General features: G+C 34.7%; 14 protein-coding genes. 5 read left to right on the plus strand and 9 right to left on the minus strand.

The features are described from left to right. The first annotated feature begins 105 nt into the window (after positions 1–105). The 3 genes from BD847_RS00655 (at position 106) to yajC (ending at position 2,727) form a co-directional block, all read left to right on the plus strand. Entirely contained in the window at positions 106–1,212 is a 1,107-nt protein-coding gene (locus tag BD847_RS00655) for a Glu/Leu/Phe/Val family dehydrogenase (RefSeq protein ID WP_115886346.1), read from the plus strand. 250 nt (positions 1,213–1,462) lie between these two features. Then, a complete protein-coding gene (nusB, locus tag BD847_RS00660; RefSeq protein WP_115887301.1) occupies positions 1,463–2,374 on the plus strand; it encodes a transcription antitermination factor NusB in 912 nt (303 codons plus the stop codon). A 77-nt stretch (positions 2,375–2,451) separates the two neighbouring features. Further along, complete coding sequence (gene yajC / locus BD847_RS00665) at positions 2,452–2,727, plus strand: preprotein translocase subunit YajC (protein WP_115886347.1); 276 nt, start codon at positions 2,452–2,454, stop codon at positions 2,725–2,727. Positions 2,728–3,015: 288 nt separating this feature from the next. On the opposite strand, the gene BD847_RS00670 is transcribed toward yajC, so the two are convergent. The 7 genes from BD847_RS00670 to BD847_RS00700 form a co-directional block, all read right to left on the minus strand. Then, on the minus strand, positions 3,016–3,576 hold the full coding sequence (locus BD847_RS00670) for a YdeI/OmpD-associated family protein (protein ID WP_115887302.1): 561 nt from the start codon (positions 3,574–3,576) through the stop codon (positions 3,016–3,018). 27 nt (positions 3,577–3,603) lie between these two features. Next, the gene (gene pepT / locus BD847_RS00675; protein ID WP_115886348.1) at positions 3,604–4,881 is read right to left on the minus strand and encodes a peptidase T; all 1,278 of its coding nucleotides are present in this window, start codon (positions 4,879–4,881) and stop codon (positions 3,604–3,606) included. A 121-nt stretch (positions 4,882–5,002) separates the two neighbouring features. Continuing rightward, positions 5,003–6,142 carry a formylglycine-generating enzyme family protein gene (locus BD847_RS00680; protein ID WP_115886349.1) on the minus strand — a complete coding sequence of 380 codons (1,140 nt, stop codon included), beginning with the start codon at positions 6,140–6,142 and terminating at the stop codon, positions 5,003–5,005. A gap of 104 nt (positions 6,143–6,246) precedes the next feature. Then, positions 6,247–7,275: a DUF6515 family protein gene (locus BD847_RS00685; protein ID WP_115886350.1), complete on the minus strand. Its 1,029-nt coding sequence runs from the start codon at positions 7,273–7,275 to the stop codon at positions 6,247–6,249. An 85-nt stretch (positions 7,276–7,360) separates the two neighbouring features. Beyond that, a complete protein-coding gene (locus tag BD847_RS00690; RefSeq protein ID WP_115886351.1) occupies positions 7,361–8,593 on the minus strand; it encodes an OprO/OprP family phosphate-selective porin in 1,233 nt (410 codons plus the stop codon). Positions 8,594–8,610: 17 nt separating this feature from the next. Continuing rightward, positions 8,611–9,183, minus strand: coding sequence for a hypothetical protein (locus BD847_RS00695; protein ID WP_115886352.1), 573 nt, complete (start codon positions 9,181–9,183; stop codon positions 8,611–8,613). Between the two features lie 119 nt (positions 9,184–9,302). Continuing rightward, positions 9,303–11,744 (minus strand): arylsulfatase, encoded by a 2,442-nt coding sequence (locus tag BD847_RS00700; protein ID WP_115886353.1) that lies wholly within the window; start codon positions 11,742–11,744, stop codon positions 9,303–9,305. Between the two features lie 352 nt (positions 11,745–12,096). Between BD847_RS00700 and BD847_RS00705 the strand changes: the two genes are divergently transcribed. Continuing rightward, positions 12,097–13,131 carry a quinone-dependent dihydroorotate dehydrogenase gene (locus BD847_RS00705; RefSeq protein ID WP_115886354.1) on the plus strand — a complete coding sequence of 345 codons (1,035 nt, stop codon included), beginning with the start codon at positions 12,097–12,099 and terminating at the stop codon, positions 13,129–13,131. Here the strand turns inward: BD847_RS00705 and BD847_RS00710 are convergent. Next, the gene (locus BD847_RS00710; protein ID WP_115886355.1) at positions 13,117–13,833 is read right to left on the minus strand and encodes a DUF3307 domain-containing protein; all 717 of its coding nucleotides are present in this window, start codon (positions 13,831–13,833) and stop codon (positions 13,117–13,119) included. The genes BD847_RS00705 and BD847_RS00710 overlap by 15 nt on opposite strands. Continuing rightward, positions 13,830–14,441: a SatD family protein gene (locus tag BD847_RS00715; protein WP_115886356.1), complete on the minus strand. Its 612-nt coding sequence runs from the start codon at positions 14,439–14,441 to the stop codon at positions 13,830–13,832. The genes BD847_RS00710 and BD847_RS00715 overlap by 4 nt, the downstream gene beginning before the upstream one ends. A 326-nt stretch (positions 14,442–14,767) precedes the next feature. Here BD847_RS00715 and BD847_RS00720 point away from each other — a divergent pair, with 326 nt between their 5' ends. Next, positions 14,768–15,634 (plus strand): beta/alpha barrel domain-containing protein, encoded by an 867-nt coding sequence (locus tag BD847_RS00720; RefSeq protein ID WP_115886357.1) that lies wholly within the window; start codon positions 14,768–14,770, stop codon positions 15,632–15,634. Positions 15,635–15,707 lie beyond the last annotated feature (73 nt).

Here is a 15,707-nt window from a genome sequence, read left to right on the forward strand (position 1 = left end):
AAATTGTTATTTTAAAGATAAAAAATTAGCACATGTGTATTTTTTAATTATGTTTGAGAAGTCTTTTTGACAAATTCATAATTTTAACTAATTAATACTAGCGCTATGGATGCAACTTTCGCAACTGGAAAGGAACTTCAAAAAATGGATCCTGTTTTTGGTCAATTATCTTTTGACGATCACGAACAAATTGTATTTTGCAATGACAAAGATACAGGTTTAAAAGCAATTATTGGTATTCATAATTCGGTTATGGGACCAGCTTTGGGAGGTACCAGAATGTGGAATTACAACACAGAATGGGAAGCTTTAAATGATGTTTTACGCCTTTCAAGAGGTATGACTTATAAATCTGCTATTACCGGACTTAATATTGGTGGAGGTAAAGCGGTTATTATTGGAGATGCTAAAACACAGAAAACGCCTGAGTTGATGCGTAAGTTTGGAGAATTTGTTCACTCTTTAAGCGGAAGATATATTACTGCTGAAGATGTTGGAATGGAAACAAAAGACATGGATACTGTAAGAGACGTAACGCCTTATGTTACTGGGATCTCTGAAGAAAGAGGTGGTTCTGGAAATCCTTCTCCTGTAACAGCTTACGGAGTTTATTTAGGAATGAAAGCTGCTGCTAAAAGTCAGTTTGGTTCTGATGTTTTAGATGGGAAAAAAGTATTGGTTCAGGGAATTGGACACGTAGGTGAAGCTTTGGTTGAGTATTTGACTAAAGAAGGAGCGAAGGTTACAATCTCAGATATCAACGAAGAAAAATTATATGAAGTAGCTCAAAAATACAACGCCACAATTTATACAGGTGAAGATTTGTACACTGCTGATGTTGATATTTACGCGCCATGTGCGATGGGAGCAATCATCAATGATAATACTGTAGATAAAATTAAAGCTAAAGTTATTGCTGGTGCAGCAAATAACCAATTGGCTGATGAAAATGTTCACGGTGCAAGATTACAAGAAAGAGGTATTTTATATGCGCCAGATTTCTTGATCAATGCTGGAGGAATTATCAATGTTTATGCTGAATTAGCAAACTACGGTAAAGCGGAAATCATGAGTAAAACCGAAAATATCTATAACACTACTTTAGAAATTATCGATTATGCTGTGAAAAACGGTATTACAACACATAAAGCGGCGCTTACAATTGCTCAAAATCGTATCGATGCGAGAAAAATAGAAAACGCAGCGAAATAATTAAGTGTTCAGTGTTCACTTTTTTAGTGTTCAGTTTATAGTCTCAGTCTCAGTTTACAGTTTTATCTGTAAACTGAGATTTTTTTTATCTCCATATTTCGACTGAACAGTAAATACTGATACTGACCACTAAAACCATGACTTTTTTACGAATTAATTTTAATATCAAGATTGAAATTCCTAATTTTGCAGACTAATTTTTAAATGTTCTTACAAGGTGGTAAATAGAAGACACATACGCGTTAAAGTAATGCAATCCATTTATGCAATGCATCAAAGCGGTTCTGATAATATGGAAAAAGAAGAAAAATTTCTTTTTTACAGTATTGACAATATTCAGGACTTATATCTTATAATGCTTTCTTCATTGATTGAAATTTGCAAAAAAGAATCTGTATTTCTGCATTTATCAAGTAAAAAACACCTTGCAACTGCAGCAGAACGTAACCCTAATGAAAAATTTATCAAGAATAAAATTTTTCAACTTCTTGCCGAAAGCAACTCGCTTAGTATCGCTTTAGAAAATCGTAAAATCAATAACTGGTCATTAAATGATGATTATATTATTTTGCTTTTAAATGATATTAAAGCAAGCGATTTGTATAAAAAATACATGAGCAATACTGTTAATACTTTTGAAGAAGACAGACAATTTATAATTGACTTGTTTGAAAATGTTATTGTTCCGAATGAGAAATTATACGAATATCTTGAAGACGATAAATTAACATGGGTTGATGATATTCCGGTAGTAAATACGCATATCATAAAACAATTGAAAGCAATCAAAACGGAAGATCCGGATGCTTTTAGAGTTCCGAAATTATATAAAGACGTTGAGGATAAAGATTTTGCAAAAGATTTATTTAGACGTACAGTTTTAAACGAAGCAGTTTTAGCTAAAGAATATGATGATAAAACGCCAAACTGGGATAGCGAGCGTATTGCAGAAATCGATACAATTATCTTGAAAATGGCAATTTGTGAATTTTTGAAATTCCCGTCAATTCCTGTAAAAGTAACTCTTAACGAATATTTAGAGATTGCAAAAGAGTATTCTACACCAAAAAGCAGTATTTTTATCAACGGAATTTTAGATAACCTTGTAAAAGAACTTACTGCCAATAAAAAAATGGTAAAAGTGGGAAGGGGATTAATGTAATTGGAAATAATTTTCAATTTTACTGAACAAATTCTAAAAAAAGAATATTAAATATAAATCAAAAACAAATTTAAATTATGGGACAATTAACTCAATTTGCGCCATTTCTACTAATGTTTGTAGTGCTTTACTTCTTCATGATTAGACCACAGCAAAAAAGAGCAAAAAACGAAAAAGAATTTGAAAGCAGCCTAAAAGTAGGTGACAAAATAGTTACAAAAAGTGGTTTCCACGGTAAAATTGCTGAATTAGCTGAAACTACAGTTGTTATTGAAACAATGTCTGGAAAGTTAAAATTAGAGCGTTCAGCTATTTCTTTAGAATTAAGTGCTGCTTTAAATAAAAAGGCATAATTTTTTAAATTGCAATATTTGAAAATCTCAAATTCCAAAAGGAGTTTGGGATTTTTTTTGTTTTTAATCGTATTCACTACGTTTTTGTCATTTCGACGAAGGAGAAATCTTCGTTAGTAGCTCCGCAATCTTTGTAGAGTTTCTTGTGAAGATTTCTCCTTCGTCGAAATGACAAACTTTATGCTAAACCTTTAGGTTGAATTTTGTTAGTATTATAAAAAAAAGAAAAAACCTTTGTCAAAGTTTAAAACTTTGACAAAGGTTTTCTAATATTGGAATTTTCAAATTCTACCTGTATTTATCATTCAGTCCAACATTTGCTAAAATCATCGGAATAACTTTCTCAATTCTCGAAAGCTTGGTTTTTTCCTGTTTTGCTGTTTCAATATATTCTAAAAATTCATATTGTTTATAAGGAGAGAATTTCTGAAAAGCATCTTTTAAAGCTGGATTCTGATTCATTTCTTTTTCAAGAAGTTCAGAAATAATGGCTTCTTTTTTTGAAGGTTTTATAATTTTACCCTGCTTTTCATTTTCAATTGCTTCAGCTATATATTCCAGGATTTCTTTTTCGTTTATTTCTTCTTTCGATTTAAAACGCCATTGACGTAATGATTTTGTTACATCTTCCTGAGCGTTAATAAGTTTCTTTTTTTCGTCTTTCAGAAAAACACCATTGAAAAACCAGATAGCAAAGTAATCCTTAAAACCGCCTAAACCAATTACGTTTTTCTTTTCATAAACGTATACTGGACCGCCCCATTTTGTGGTTTCAGTCAGGACTGTTTTGTCAATAATGGCTTTAAGCAGGATCAATTCTTCTTCCCACTGTCCGCCATATTTCCACATGCCTTTATTTTCTGGTTTTGCTTCCAATTATTTTGTTCTTTTGGCTTTTTCTGCAACATCAAAAATTCCTGGAACAGCAGTCAATTCAGCAATTTTCACAATTACTTCAGTTGCTTTTTGAATGCTTTCTGCAGGAACATATTCGTATTTTCCATGGAAATTATGTCCGCCGGCAAAAATGTTCGGACAAGGCAATCCCATAAATGATAATTGAGAACCGTCAGTTCCGCCTCGAATAGGTTTTATGATTGGTTTTATGTTTAATTCTCTCATTGCCTTTTCAGCAATGTCAACAATATGTTTTACAGGAAGAACCTTTTCTTTCATATTGTAATATTGGTCTTTTACTTCCGCAATTACAATGTCTTCACCAAATTTCTTCGCGAATTTTTTATTGAAGTTTTTCGCAATTTTGAAAATAAGTTCTTTTCGTTTTTCGAATTTTTTCTTGTTATGATCGCGAATAATCAATTCTAAAACTGTTTCTTCAATATTTCCTTTAATGTGATGAACATGAAAAAAACCTTCGTAACCTTTTGTTTCCTGAGGTGTTTCTCCTTTCGGAAGTTCATTGATAAACTCATTAGCCAGAAGCATTGAATTGATCATTTTTCCTTTTGCATAACCTGGGTGAACACTTTTTCCTTTAAAAGTAATTTTAGCTCCGGCAGCGTTGAAATTTTCATATTCTAATTCGCCAATTTGGCTTCCGTCCATGGTGTATGCCCATTGCGCGCCAAATTTTTCGACATCAAAATGATGTGCTCCACGGCCAATTTCTTCGTCAGGAGTAAAACCAATTCTGATCTTTCCGTGTTTGATTTCCGGATGCTGAATAAGATATTCCATTGCCGAAACAATTTCTGTAATTCCGGCTTTATCATCAGCACCTAACAAAGTTGTTCCGTCAGTTGTGATAATCGTTTGGCCTTTATATAAAAGTAAATCTTTGAAGTAATTTGGAGATAAAACGATATTTTTTTCCGCATTCAGAATAATATCTTTTCCATCATAATTCTCAATAATTTGAGGTTTTACATTCGCTCCGCTAAAATCAGGCGAAGTATCAAAATGAGACACAAAACCAATTGTTGGAACTTCATGATCAACATTGCTTGGCAAGGTTGCCATGATATAGGCTTTGTCATCAATAGTAACATCTTGCAATCCAATTGTTTTTAGTTCTTCAACTAATTTATTGGCAAGATTCCATTGTTTTTCTGTACTTGGAGTAGTTTGTGAATTTGGATCAGATTCAGTATCAATTGTTACATAACTGATAAAACGATCTATGATATGTTGCATTATTTTGTTTTTTTAGCAAATATAGAAATTTTTCAATGGTATGATTTTAAATTTTATTTGCAGTTTATAACAAAAAAAAGAGATCTATAAATTTATAAATCTCTTTTCTCTATATTTTTAATTATTTGCTTTTGACACATCTAAAGCCTAGGTGATTGGCTGCAGATCGAATTTCGCCTTTTCCTCGTGTCCCAACCATGTATCGCGTACAATATTGGTCAGTACATAAAAATGAACCTCCTCTATGTACTCTTTTAATCTGAGTTGGATCAGTTGGATCATTATATGCGTCCGGTCCTTGAGGGTTTTTTGCTGTTTGTCCACTTTCGGCAAGGCTTTTATAATAATCTACGCTGTACCAATCGTTAACCCATTCCCAAACATTTCCGGCCATATCATATAATCCATAAGCATTTGGCGCATATTGACCAGTAGGAGCTATTCCTTTAAAACCATCTTCACCGGTATCGCCATCTTTTATAGGGAAATGCCCCTGATAAATATTAGCCTGAAATTTTCCGTTAGGTTTTAATGAATTTCCCCAAGCGTATAGATTTCCGGTTTTTCCACCTCTGGCGGCAAATTCCCATTCAGCCTCAGTTGGAAGTCTTTTTCCTGCCCATTTTGCATAGGCAGCTGCATCTTCGTAAGCGATATGTACAACAGGATATTTTTCTCTTCCTTTGATAGTGCTTTGAGGACCTTCAGGGTGTTTCCAGTCTGTATTTGGTTCATAGCGCCACCATTGCAAAAAGTTGTTTAAATTCACAGCACTAGGTGTAGGAGTAAAGATAACCGATCCGGTTATTAAATCTTCTTCGTTAGCGGTAGGGAATTCTTCTTTAGTTGGTTTTTGTTCTGCAACTGTTATATAACCAGTAGCTTTTACAAATTTTTCATATTCTTCATTTGTAACTTCGGTTTGATCCATATAATACCCATCAACATAAACACGATGAATAGGAGCGGCATCTTTGGTAACACCTTTTATACTGCACAAGCTTTCGTCTTCGACATTTGATCCCATTGAAAATTCTCCGCCTGGAATCCAAACCATTCCTTTTGGAGCTTTTCCTGTTGGTTTGTTTTTGTTTTCAATAGTGGGTTTAAACGCAGATGCTTCTGTCGTATTTGGAGTTTCTGCACAATCCATTGCTACTTCTTTTTTTTCCTTCGAAACACCTAATTTTGTGAATCCGTAAGCAATTGAAATAATTGAAATAGTCAGCAGTGCGAATATCCAGTAGGTTTTATTTTTCATTGATATTAGTTTTAATATATTCTGGTTTGTTAATAGGGTGATAAAATTATAAAAATAAGATTAGAATAGTCTATTTATTTTATAGAATTTATAGACTAATTTTTTTAACTATCTTTTTCAACTGAAACAACCTCATATTTATCTTTTCCATCAACTTGTACGGGTTGATAATACGTTTCACCAAATTTTACATATTTTGCATCACCAATAGTAACTTCTTCACCTCCTTCAGGTAAATTCTCGACTATTGTTCCGGCTGTTGGTGCAACTACCTTATAGCTGCTTCCGTCTTTTTCATAGTAAGTCCCACCGTAGTAATAATTGTTTACGGTTCCCGTATTAACGGTTTCTGCTCCACTTGGAATATTATTTACAGTACCGCCAACTGGTGCAGGAACTGCTGTATAACCTCCGCTCGTAGAACTGTACCAAACTCCTTGATCATAATGATACTTTTGGTTTTCAACACTAACAATAATCGCCGTAGTTGCTAACGTTGCCACGAAAAATCCCCACGGATGCCAAACTGGTCCCCAGTAAAAAGGTCTGTACGGACGTGGGTAATAAGGGTGGTAACAATTGTATCTGTAACCGCCATATCGGTAAGGTGGTCGCACATAGGGTCTTGGTCCAGGTCTAACTATAGTATTTCGGTTATTGCGGACATGAACACTGTTATTCACGTTAATATTGACGTTATTTCTATTTCTGTTCACAGTGTTGCCACTTATATTAGTATTTCTGTTTCCGGAATTATTGATTCTGTTTCCGGAATTAGAATTTCTATTATTTACTGTATTTCTATTGTTATTGATTTTTGTGTTAGAAGCATTAGATGGTCTGTTTATTTTAGTGCCGCTATTATTAGCTCCTGGTCTTGATACAGATTTGTTTATTGCTGGTCTGTTTTGTGTGGCAGGTCTTGCCTCGCGTGTTGGTCTTGCGCCAGCTGCGTTGCCGGCTCTGTGTGCGCCACCTCCACCGCCAGCTCTGTGTGCGCCTCCACCGCCGCCTCCAGCACCATGAAAACCGCCTCGGCCGCGTTGTGCAAAACTGTCAATTGAAATCATAAAAAGCGATCCCACGAAAAGCATACAAACCGTTTTTTTTATTGTTTTGGTTATATTTTTCATTTTCAGAGTTTTAGTTTTATAAAGTTATTAAAAAAATGAATTCTCCTTTAAAATTTAACTATAAATCGGTTAAGATTCTTGTTTGTTATAATGAAATATCCCATTGAATTCTAAAGCGCCAGCCTTGTTCTAAAGGCAATGTTTTATCCTGAAAACTAAAATAACTGACTTCTGAAGTCAATTTGTTTTTATGGCCATTGAAGAACCAATTAAAAGCAATAGTAGTTTCTTCTTGTGAGTTTTGTTTGATTGAATTATCAGGACGGTATCCTGCATGTCTTGCAGCCATTTCTAATTTTTTTGGCCACCATTCAACAACATTATTAAAGAAATAACCAGCCTGAACATAATAACCTCTTAATGTTGTAGTGTCGTCAAAATTTAATTTATCTATTATTTTCTTTGTATGTAATTCGCTTTGCCATGAAAAACCGCGGTACATAAATGCGCTTTCGATATTCCATTGATTTACCCGATATTGACCTGGAAGACCATTTTCAAAGCCTTCTAAAGATCCTCCTCCGGATTGAGAAAATCGAGTGTAGGGGCTTCGGTTTGTTAAGCCTGAAATAGCAATAATTGGAGTTGGTTTTTCATGAAATTCTAAATCACTACCTTCAAAGTCAAGAAATCTTCCTAGAAAATTCCACTGTGCGCGACCAAAATACATTAGATTTCCATCGTCATTTGCTGTGTTTCCTCGTCCGGTTCCGGTTAGTGCTGCTGCCCAGTAATTAAAATCAGCAATGCCGGCGCCTTTAAGATGGCCGTATACTTCAACTCCCATTTGTCTGTCAGCAGTAAAGGGACGATTGATTAAAGAGCGATCAACTGTTTGCTGCTCGCCACTGCTTATAAAACGTTCGCGGGTATATTCTACCTTCCATTGACCAGCTTTAAAACTGAGCCATTCCCATTTTTCAACCATCAATCTAAAATCTAATAAATTTGATTGGCTGAGTTCATATTCCCAATAATATTTCAGCCAAGGATGAAAAGCGTGTCCGCCGACTTTTAATCTTGCTCTGTTGATTTTAAAAGTTGTTTTTGTATCCTGACTGTAATCATCATAAGTTAAAGGATCTGTATCATTGGGTGTAGAAAATCGGAATTGAAGTCTGCTTTGCAATTGGAAAAGAAATTTATCGTCTCTGGTTCTTAGTTCAATACCTTTTTTGCCGTAGCTTACATTGATCAGTTTAGTAGTGTCTTTTTCTTTTTCAAGCTGTGCCATTCCATTTAAACCAATTAAAAGCATTAAGAATGTCCAAAGAAATTTTGAAATCGAAACGGTCTTATTTGTTTTATATAGATACATAATTGGTTTTTATAATATTATTTTCCTCCAAAGTTTTTTGCGATTCCTAAACCAATTCCCCAGCTATCATAGGCATTCCATTTGAAATCATAACTTACAGTCCCAAAAATTTCCCAGCCTTGTGGTAGTTCATATCCATATTCGACTCCGGCTCTTGTTAGGAAATAATTTTCTTCTTTAGCAAATTCGCCTCCAAAACCTAAAAGAAAACCCCAATGTTCGTTTGGTTTATAAATTCCCATTAGAGCGGGTGCAATTGGATAGCTTCGTTCAACGGTTTCTTTCTCATCTCCGCTTTCCAGGTTTTTTTCTACTTTAAATTTTTCGATTATAAAATCAGTATGAAGACCGATTGCCCATTTTTCGTGAAATTGAAAAGTATAATCTAATCCCCAAGCAGGAAGACTTAAAACCTCACGATTTCCTTCATCATCCCGACCTTCAAAAACATGAACATGATTAATTGAAATGCCTATTTGATGATGCGGACTAAAAGGTTTTTCTTCATTTTCCTGAGCAGTACTTTTATTAGAAAAAATTGAAGTCAGGATAATAAGGATTATTAAGAAAGAGATTTTTGTGTAAGACATTGGAAAGCATTATTAATGAAATTTTATTTTAAGATAAAGCTTCTATGAAATCAGAAACAAAAAGAGGTATTTCTGTCAGTTTTACTGTTCATAAAATACCTCTTTTTTTGTTTTAATAATTAGTCTCTTCCTAAAGCTCTTTTGGCTTCATTATTCAAGTCAGAATATTCAATTTTCCCAACATTAACGCCTACGCCTAAAATTTCGCCGCCTTTAAAAGTGCCAGGAGTTTTGTATTCTTTACTAACAGCGTCGCCACTGTCAAATCCTACGCAAAGTCCATCACCAGAAAGCGTAAACTTACCGGATTGTGTTCGCATTGGTCCTGACGCCACTTCTTTTCCATCGATGTAAAGTTTCATAGTTCCGAGTGATTCACCATTTGGACCAGCTTTTTCGCGGTTGAATTCCATTCCAAAAACATGTTTTCCAGGAGTAATGGTCACATTTGAAGTAAATCTTTGTTCAGGTGCAATTCCTAAGAAATTGTATACATAATTTAATTTTTGGTCTTTAATGAATAAAGTATGCCCTCCAAAACGAGATCCATGAGCAAAAAGTACTCCGGAAGCATTGGCATCTTTTACATCGACATCGGCTACAATTTTATAAGATCGTCCACGAACATTAACCGCTACACCTTCAGGTACAGGAGAAGTTCCTGGATAATATTTATAGAGATCACGAGGTGCTTCAGACGAAGGTCTTTCGGTTCCTAAAACCTCGATTGCAGAACGGTCGTCTAAAGGTAAAACTAGATTTTTAGCGGCTTCGTCGTCCCAGTCTTTAATTAATTCTTTTAATTTATCTGGATATTTTTTAGCTAAGTTGTTCGATTCTGATCGATCTACATCAGTGTTATAAAGTTCCCAGACATCTTGATCAAAATGACCTTTTCCACCAAGAGGAGCGTGAAGTGCAACCGCTTTCCAGCCATCTTTCCATAAAGCGCGGCTTCCTAGCATTGCAAAATATTGAATGTGTTTTTGAGTTTTTGTATTGGGAGCCGCATCAAAAGTATAGCGCATAGAAACTCCGGATAATGGATATTGTTGTACTCCATGATATTCTTTCGGCATTTCTAAACCACAAACATCTAAGATTGTCGGAACAATGTCAGTAGAGTGATGAAATTGATCACGAACAACGCCTTTTGCTTTGATTCCCTTTGGCCATGACATTACTAAAGGATCACATGTTCCTCCGGCATATTGGCTGTATCTTTTGAACATTTTAAATGGAGTAGAAAAAGCAGCGGCCCATCCTGTTGGATAATGTTCGTAAGTGTCTGGACTTCCTAGTTTGTCGATATATTTTAAATTTTCTTTTAATTCATCAGGATAACCGTTGAAGAATTTGTTTTCATTTACCGAACCTGATTCAGAACCTTCACCAGAAGCACCGTTATCAGCAGCATAAATTACTAAAGTATTTTCCAGCTGTCCGGTTTTTTCTAAATAATCAATAATACGGCCAACTTGCGCATCTGTATATTCTGAGAAACCAGCATAAACTTCAGCCAATCTTGAGAATAATTTTTTTTCTTCCGGTTTTAATTTATTCCAGTCTAACACATTATCTGCTGGATTTGCAACTCCAGGAGGCATAGGATTAAAGTTGTCGAATTTTGTTCCCGGAGGAAGTACTCCTTTCGCAATCATTCTAGGAAGTGCCCATTTACGATAAGCATCGTAACCTTCATCAAATTTACCTTTATATTTTGCAATATATTCTTCAGGAGCTTGGTGTGGTGCATGGTTTGCTCCCGGGCAATACCACATGTACCATGGTTTAGAAGGATTTGTTGCTTGTTGGTCTTTAATAAATTCCAATGCATGATCGGCTAAATCTTTAGATAAATGATAACCTTCTTCTGGCGTTGCCGGTGGTTCAACAAAATGATTGTCTTCTACTAAATCAGGATACCATTGATTGGTTTCTCCTCCAAGAAAACCATAAAAACGATCAAATCCCATTTGTAGCGGCCATGTAACTCTTGGTCCTCCTGATGCGATGTCTTGTTCAGGAACGTTATGATTTTTTCCAACCCAAAAGGTACTCCATCCATTATCCTGAAGTATTTGCCCAATAGTTGCGGCTTGTTTTGGTATTCTTCCGCTTGCACCCGGATATCCATCTGCCGTTTCAGTGATCGCGGCCATTCCATTTAAATGATGGTTACGTCCGGTTAGTAATGTTGATCTGGTAGGAGAACATAAAGCTGTTGTATGCCATTGCGAGTAGGTAATTCCGTTATCGGCTAATTTTTGCATGGTTGGCATGTTGATGGCACCTCCATAAGGAGACCAAGCAGCCATTCCGGTATCATCGTATAAAATAAATAAGATGTTTGGAGCACCTGCTGGCGCTTTTTTAGGCAAATATGGAGCCCAATCACTTTTTGAATCTCTAATGTCTAAAGCTATTTTCCCTTTAAAAGTTTCTTTAGTGACTTGCTGAGGATCTGCCTGCGCAAATAATTTAGAAGTCGTACCAAGTAACAAGCATAACACAATTAGAAAAAAACTTTTTGTAAGAGCTGAAACTTTAATGTTTTTCATAATCTTTAAGTTTAAATGTTGATGAGTTTTTTGCAAAAAAAAAAAATTATCTGCTGAAAAAGCGCAGCTTTGTTTTGGATAATGATGATTTGTGATAGTTTTTGTAAATACTTCAAAAATAATTAATTAGTGATTCAAGTCAGGTTTTAAAAATACCCGAAGTGGTTTCATTTTAGAATCTGCAACGTTAAAAACTAGATTTTGCAACATGATTTTTCGTTTTTATAAAAAGTTTCATTTTTATAGAAATTAAAATGGAGATTAAAACTCCTTTAATTTGTTTTTATAAAAAAGTACCTTTTTAAACTATAATATTTAAATTTGCATCCGAAAACAACACAACAATATTCTCATGTATAAATTGATAATTCGTCCGATACTTTTTTGGTTTGATCCTGAAGAAGTGCATTATTTTACTTTTTCATTCGTTAAATTCATTTCAAAAATCCCAGGAGTTTCGTCAATTATAAGGTCGATTTACGAAGTAAAAGATGCTCGTTTAGAGAGAGAAGTTTTCGGAATTAAATTCAAAAATCCTGTTGGACTTGCTGCTGGGTTTGATAAAGACGCCAAGCTATATAAAGAACTTGGAGATTTTGGTTTTGGGTTTATTGAAATTGGAACTGTAACTCCTGTTGGCCAGGAAGGAAATCCTAAAAAACGTTTGTTCCGTTTAAAAGAAGATCAGGCGATTATTAACCGAATGGGATTTAATAACGGCGGCGTTATTGAAGCCGTAGAACGTTTGAAAAAGAATTCGAGTGTTTTGATTGGAGGAAATATCGGAAAGAACAAAGTAACACCAAACGAAAATGCTGTCGACGATTATATCATTTGTTTTGATGCCTTGTTTGATCATGTTGATTATTTTGTAGTGAATGTAAGTTCGCCAAATACACCAAATTTAAGAGCGCTTCAAGATAAAGAACCTTTAACAGCTTTATTGCAGACATTGCAAGACAGAAATGTTGAAAAGCAAAAAACAAGCACTCAAAAAGTAAAACCAATTCTTTTAAAAATTGCTCCAGACTTAACAGATGAGCAATTATTAGACATTATTGATATTGTAAAAACGACCCAAATTGCGGGTGTAATTGCAACAAATACAACAATTTCGAGAGACGGTTTACAATCTGCAAATCACTCTGAAATGGGAGGTTTATCTGGAAAACCATTAACAAAACGTTCTACAGAAGTGATTCGTTTTCTTTCGGAAAAAAGCAATAAAGCGTTCCCAATTATTGGAGTAGGAGGAATTCATTCTGCTGATGATGCGATTGAAAAATTAAATGCAGGAGCAAGTTTAGTACAATTATACACTGGATTTATCTACGAAGGACCAGCTTTAATAAAAACAATCAATAAAAAAGTTTTAGGGCAATTGTAACAGAAGTGCCTGGATTATAAGTCCGGCGACGATTGCAATTCCGAAACTAATTAAGGTTCCAATCATTACATATTCAGTAAGTTTCCTGTCTTTGGCTTCTTTTAGGTCTCCAAATCTAAAAATAGATTTTGCAGCCAATAAAAATCCTATTGCCTCAAAGTGATTGGTCAGAATAAAACAAACGATAAGAAGACGTTCCAAAATGCCAATGTAATTACCTGCGTTGGCAAGCGAATTGTCCTGTTGACTATTTTGACTTTCAGGACTCCAGATTGAAATAATGGTTTTAATGAAAATAGAAGTGGGCTTGGTTACCAATAAAAAGCCCGTAAACAGAACCCAAAATTCGTTATTCTGCCAAAAATGAATGAGAGTTTTATTTTCATAAACTAGCACAACTGCAATTAAAACCAATAAATGTGCAATTTGATCGACAACAAACCAAGTACGTTTGGTTTTGTTTTTTTGAAAATTCAGTTTAACTAAATCGATGATTCCGTGTGTAACAGCAATTAAAACGGCATAGGGTATAAAACGAATTTCTCCCGCCAGAATTGCTGCCAAAACTCCATGAAGCAAAACGTGAACATATAAGTAAGGACTTTTATGTTTTTTAATTTCTTTGTCGGCAACCCATGAATTTGGCTGCCAGATAAAATCACCTAATAAATGTGCTAAAAGCAGTTTTACGAATAAAATCATGGGGCAAGCAGTTTTATTTGAGTTCTAAAATATCGATCTAAATTCATGACCAAATCAAATTGGGCGCGTTTTTGTCTTCGGCTCACAGCAGCTTGATTAATTCCTAATTTTTGCCCAAGTTCTTCTTGAGATAAATTTGGGTTTTCGATCGCTAAAGCAACAAATTCGGCAGATTGCGCAAGCCAGTTATCCATAAAAGTTAATGCCAACTGAAGCATTAAATTCAACTTTTCATCCATTTCAGCATTTGCTGTTCTTAAGGCTAAAGTCACTTTTTGCTTTTTCAATGTTTCAAAAAGCTCTCCCGAATGTATAAAAGCAGAACCATTGCTTTCTGATATTTTTTCAGCATTATGCGTTTTATCTCCAAAACCAATACTCATGCGGGCATCCGATTTGATAGCGCGTAAATGCGCTTTTACCAAAATAGCTGTCAATAAAGCTTCTTCGGGGTTTTTGACTTCAATTTGAAATTCATCACCTCTATAAACTTCCCATTGACTTGGTGTTGCACCAAATGGACTTAAAATCTTTTTTAAATCATCAACCCAATGATTCGATTTTTGCTGTCGTGAGCCAATAATGTCGCCTGTAATTACACTAGTCATAATCAAATATAATTAAAAAATAATAAACATTCTATTACAAATATAAGGAATATTATTTATTATTACGTTTTTTAGTAATATTTTAAATTATTACGCTTTTGGGTAATAATATTTGTAATTACGATTTTATGTAATAATTCAAACAGGGGTATTGTAGAGGCGCACGGCAGGGCGTCTTACGTGTTGTATATCCAGTATTGTGGATTTTCTTTGCGTAGACGCACTGTCGTGCGCCTCTACGATACATAATTTAAAAAATAGAAATATCACATAATTTTTATTTCTTTAAAAAAGAAGCTAACTTAGCCTTTACAAAAGAAAAAGTTTTGAATAAAGAAATCAAGATTATCGAATGTCCCCGGGATGCAATGCAAGGCATCAAGGATTTTATTCCAACTAAAAATAAGGTTACTTATATTCAGGCATTGCTTCGTGTAGGTTTTGATACTATTGATTTTGGAAGTTTTGTATCTCCAAAAGCGATTCCGCAAATGCAGGATACAGCCGAAGTTTTGGCTCAGTTAGATCTTTCGCAAACTTCCAGTAAATTGCTATCTATTATTGCCAATACGCAAGGTGCAACTTTGGCTTCAGAATTTGAATCCATTCAATATTTAGGATTTCCTTTTTCGATATCAGAGAATTTTCAGATGCGTAATACACATAAAACGATTGCCGAATCGCTAGTGACATTAGAAGAAATTCTAAATATTGCCGATAAAAAAAATAAAGAAGTTGTAACCTATCTTTCGATGGGTTTTGGGAATCCTTACGGAGATCCTTGGAATGTTGAAATTGTAGGCGAGTGGACCGAAAAATTGGCCGGAATGGGCGTTAAAATTTTATCACTTTCTGATACCGTAGGAAGTTCAACGCCGGACGTAATTACCTATCTTTTTTCGAATTTGATTCCGAAATATCCTCAAATTGAGTTTGGAGCTCATCTTCATACAACTCCTGACAGTTGGTTCGAAAAAATTGATGCAGCTGCAAAAGCCGGCTGTACACGTTTTGATGGAGCCATTCAGGGTTTTGGAGGTTGTCCGATGGCGACAGATAAGCTGACAGGAAATATGCCTACTGAAAAATTGGTTTCTTATTTCACAGCAAATAAAAAAATTACAGGTCTTAATTCATTAAGTTTCGAGAGTGCTTATAATGAAGCATCAAAATTGTTTGGTCAGTTTCATTAAAAAAAATCTTATATTTACTTAGTGAAACAATAAAAATAACAATCCCCAGTTATTACTATTTGTCTTAAAATTC

The sequence above is a fragment of the Flavobacterium cutihirudinis genome (genome assembly GCF_003385895.1).
In the GTDB taxonomy this organism is placed as follows: domain Bacteria; phylum Bacteroidota; class Bacteroidia; order Flavobacteriales; family Flavobacteriaceae; genus Flavobacterium; species Flavobacterium cutihirudinis.

Excerpts from the sequence above, each read along its gene's own strand:
- BD847_RS00670 (WP_115887302.1), bottom strand. The coding sequence starts at position 3,576 with ATGTGGAAATATGGCGGACAGTGGGAAGAAGAATTGATCCTGCTTAAA.
- yajC (WP_115886347.1), top strand. The coding sequence starts at position 2,452 with ATGGGACAATTAACTCAATTTGCGCCATTTCTACTAATGTTTGTAGTG.
- BD847_RS00705 (WP_115886354.1), top strand. The coding sequence starts at position 12,097 with ATGTATAAATTGATAATTCGTCCGATACTTTTTTGGTTTGATCCTGAA.
- nusB (WP_115887301.1), top strand. The coding sequence starts at position 1,463 with ATGCAATCCATTTATGCAATGCATCAAAGCGGTTCTGATAATATGGAA.
- BD847_RS00690 (WP_115886351.1), bottom strand. The coding sequence starts at position 8,593 with ATGTATCTATATAAAACAAATAAGACCGTTTCGATTTCAAAATTTCTT.
- BD847_RS00715 (WP_115886356.1), bottom strand. The coding sequence starts at position 14,441 with ATGACTAGTGTAATTACAGGCGACATTATTGGCTCACGACAGCAAAAA.
- BD847_RS00695 (WP_115886352.1), bottom strand. The coding sequence starts at position 9,183 with ATGTCTTACACAAAAATCTCTTTCTTAATAATCCTTATTATCCTGACT.
- pepT (WP_115886348.1), bottom strand. The coding sequence starts at position 4,881 with ATGCAACATATCATAGATCGTTTTATCAGTTATGTAACAATTGATACT.
- BD847_RS00655 (WP_115886346.1), top strand. The coding sequence starts at position 106 with ATGGATGCAACTTTCGCAACTGGAAAGGAACTTCAAAAAATGGATCCT.
- BD847_RS00700 (WP_115886353.1), bottom strand. The coding sequence starts at position 11,744 with ATGAAAAACATTAAAGTTTCAGCTCTTACAAAAAGTTTTTTTCTAATT.
- BD847_RS00710 (WP_115886355.1), bottom strand. The coding sequence starts at position 13,833 with ATGATTTTATTCGTAAAACTGCTTTTAGCACATTTATTAGGTGATTTT.
- BD847_RS00680 (WP_115886349.1), bottom strand. The coding sequence starts at position 6,142 with ATGAAAAATAAAACCTACTGGATATTCGCACTGCTGACTATTTCAATT.
- BD847_RS00685 (WP_115886350.1), bottom strand. The coding sequence starts at position 7,275 with ATGAAAAATATAACCAAAACAATAAAAAAAACGGTTTGTATGCTTTTC.